Origin of the sequence: Mycobacterium sp. E3298, assembly GCF_001666895.1 — a bacterium.
Classification (GTDB): domain Bacteria; phylum Actinomycetota; class Actinomycetes; order Mycobacteriales; family Mycobacteriaceae; genus Mycobacterium.
In genome coordinates this window covers 1-2,880 of sequence record NZ_LZJB01000007.1, presented here as the reverse complement: position 1 = coordinate 2,880, position 2,880 = coordinate 1, and the positions used below count along the sequence as shown (strand labels likewise).

General features: G+C 68.5%; 4 protein-coding genes. 2 read left to right on the top strand and 2 right to left on the bottom strand.

All coding sequences use genetic code 11. The features are described 5' to 3' along the window. Positions 1-365 (top strand): helicase HerA-like domain-containing protein (locus tag A9X05_RS00135; RefSeq protein WP_156736166.1); only part of this gene is annotated, 365 nt, incomplete at its 5' end. Between the two features lie 3 nt (positions 366-368). Here A9X05_RS00135 and cmrA read toward each other — a convergent pair. Next, positions 369-1,175: a mycolate reductase gene (cmrA, locus tag A9X05_RS00130; protein ID WP_067760606.1), complete on the bottom strand. Its 807-nt coding sequence runs from the start codon at positions 1,173-1,175 to the stop codon at positions 369-371. A 130-nt stretch (positions 1,176-1,305) separates the two neighbouring features. Here cmrA and A9X05_RS00125 point away from each other — a divergent pair, with 130 nt between their 5' ends. Further along, on the top strand, positions 1,306-2,655 hold the full coding sequence (locus A9X05_RS00125; protein ID WP_067778352.1) for an MFS transporter: 1,350 nt from the start codon (positions 1,306-1,308) through the stop codon (positions 2,653-2,655). Here A9X05_RS00125 and A9X05_RS00120 read toward each other — a convergent pair. Continuing rightward, the coding region (locus tag A9X05_RS00120) for an MmpS family transport accessory protein (protein ID WP_231978188.1) at positions 2,652-2,880 on the bottom strand (229 nt) is incomplete at its 5' end. The genes A9X05_RS00125 and A9X05_RS00120 overlap by 4 nt on opposite strands.

The following is a 2,880-nucleotide window of genomic DNA, read 5'->3' as shown; positions in this document are numbered from 1 at the left end:
CCCGCATGCGCGTGCCGCGGTCGCTGATGGCGTCGATTGGAAACGACGCGATAGCGGCCACGGCGAAAAGCAGTGCGCTGCAGCAGAAATACGGTCAGACGATCGAGCAACCGGCGCAGCCCCAGGCCGGTGCGCCGGATCCTCAGGCCCAGCCGCCGCAGGCCCAGCCGCCGCAGGCCCAGTCCGACTACCCACCCGTCCCGGCGAACGAGCCGCCGCCGCCGATGCCACAGCCGGCGGAGCCGAAAGGCCCCGCCATGTGGGAGGAGGTGCTGAGTAACCCGACGGTGAAAAGCGGCATCAACACGGCGATACGCGAGATCACCAAAAACATCTTCGGCACCGGCCGCCGCCGCCGGAAGTAGGGGCTAGCTGCCGCCCAGCTTCTTGTAAAAGCTGCCGACGATGGGCGCGACGATAGCGCGCGGGGCGTACCCGCTGGCCACCGACATCGCCTTCGACGTCAGGCCCGGAACCACCCGCATCTTGTTGCGCGCCAAGGCATCCAGCGACACCTGGGCGGTGTGTTCGGTGGAGATCCACAGGAATTCCGGCACCAGCCGCTCGACCAGCGACCGTTCGGCGTCGTCGGGCAGGTCGGTGCGCACGGGTCCGGGAGCCAGCAGCGTGACGTGCACGCCCGAGTGGCGCAGTTCGCCGCGCAGCGACTCGCTGAAGGTGTTCGCGAACGCCTTGCTGGCCGCGTAGGTGGCGTTGTAGGGAATCGGCGAATTGCCCGCTGCCGAACCGGAAATCAGGATCCCGCCGGCCCTGCGCTCGACCATGCCGGGCAGCACCGCCAACGTCAGGTCGTGCACGCCCAGCACATTCAGCTGCAGCTGGGCCTTCTCGCCATTGGGATTCAACGTCGCCACCGGGCCGAAGGTCGCGGTGCCGGCATTGGCGCACAGGATCGAAATGGGCCGGGCGGCCAGTTCTTCGCACAATTTCGCCCGTTCGCCAGGATCGGCGAGGTCGGCGGGGCGCACGTCGACCGTGACGCGGTACTTGTCGCTCAGGCGCGCGGCCAGTTCGTTGAGCAGGTCTTCGCGTCGCGCGGTGACGATCAGGCTGTGTCCGCGCGCGGCCAGTTCGGTGGCCAGCGCCTCGCCGATGTTCTGCGAGGCTCCGGTCACAACGGCACGCGCGTCTGGGCTGGGCGCGGGGATCGGCATGAGCCAATCGTAGACAGCGAGCGCGGCGCAGTCGGGCGCGGCGGGTCGGCTGCCAAACACATTGCAGCGATCGCGAGCGCGGCGAAGCCGGGCGCGGCGGGTCGGCTGCCAAACACATAGGCTGCCGGGCATGGGCCAGCCGTCGTCGCGTTCACTCACGCCGGTGCCGTCCCGGGTGGTGGCGTGGGCGCTATGGGATTGCGGCTCCACCGGCCTGAACGCGATCGTGGCAACCTTCGTCTTCTCGGTGTATCTGACCACCAGCGTGGGGGTGGGCATCTCCGGCGCTACCACGCCGGCAAGCTGGTTGGGGCGCGCCGCCGCCATCGCCGGGTTGACGGTCGCGCTGCTGGCGCCGGCCGTCGGCGTGTGGGTGGAGTCCCCGCATCGCCGGCGGGTGGCCTTGAGCGTGTTGACCGCGTTGGCCGTCGCGCTGACGTGCGCGATGTTCTTCATCCACGACCGCCCCGGCTACCTGTGGGCCGGGCTGGTGCTGATGGGGGCTACGGCGGCCTGCGGCGACCTGGCCAGCGTCCCGTATAACGCCATGCTGCGCCAACTTTCGACGCCGCAGACCGCCGGCCGGATTTCGGGTCTGGGCTGGGCGGCGGGTTACGTCGGCAGCGTCCTGCTGTTGCTCGTGGTCTACAGCGGATTCATCTCCGGGCGGGGCTCCGGGCCGGATGCGACGCGTGGGTTCTTGCGGGTGCCCATTCACGACGGCCTTTACGTCCGCGAGGCGATGTTGGTCGCGGCGGCCTGGCTGGCGATCTTTGCCTTGCCGTTGTTGTTCGTCGCGCATCGGCTTCCCGACTCGGGCGAGATCTACGAGCCGACGAGCATGCTCGGTGGTTATCGCAAGCTGTGGAGCGAGGTCTCCGCGGAGTGGCGGCGAGACCGCAATCTGGTCTACTTCCTATTCGCCAGCGCACTTTTCCGAGACGGGCTGGCGGCGATCTTCGCGTTCGGCGCCGTGCTCGGCGTCAACGTGTACGGCATCTCGCAGGGTGACGTGCTGGTGTTCGGTGTGGTGGCCAGCGTGGTGGCGGCGGTAGGGGCGGTCCTGGGCGGGTTCGTCGATCACCGGGTCGGGTCGAAACCCGTCATCGTGACTTCGCTGGCCGCGATCGTCGTCTTAGGGCTCACCCTGATGCTGCTGTCCGGTTCGGTGGCGTTCTGGATCTGTGGGCTCCTGCTGTGCATGTTCATCGGGCCGTCGCAGTCGTCCTCGCGTGCCCTGCTGCTGCAGATGGCCAAACACGGCAGGGAAGGCGTCGCCTTCGGCCTGTACACGATGACCGGGCGGGCGGTCGCGTTCGTCGCGCCGTGGCTGTTCTCGGTCTTCGTGGACGTATTCGGCGCCGTGCGCGCCGGGCTGGGCGGCATCTCACTGGTACTGCTCGCCGGTCTGCTGGCCATGCTGGCGGTCCGGGTTCCGGCCCGCGGCGCCCTCGCGGCCGAACCGTCGGGGGGCGGTTAGCTCCTCGAGTCGCAGATCGTCAGGCCCACGCCGACGCGCTTGCTCATCTGGACACCGTCGACGGTGACCGAGCACGTGACGTTGTGGCCGATGTTGACGACCGTGACGTTGGCCGGGTGCACCGCCGCCTTGGACAGGCTGACCTCTTTGGTCCACGGCAGCGCGACGTTGAATTCGGTTTGGATCAGGTCGCCGGTGTCGATGTACATGATGCTGATCGCCCTG

What these genes read in the sequence shown, in the direction of transcription:
- cmrA (WP_067760606.1), bottom strand. Translation starts at nt 1,175, where the DNA reads ATGCCGATCCCCGCGCCCAGCCCAGACGCGCGTGCCGTTGTGACCGGA.
- A9X05_RS00125 (WP_067778352.1), top strand. Translation starts at nt 1,306, where the DNA reads ATGGGCCAGCCGTCGTCGCGTTCACTCACGCCGGTGCCGTCCCGGGTG.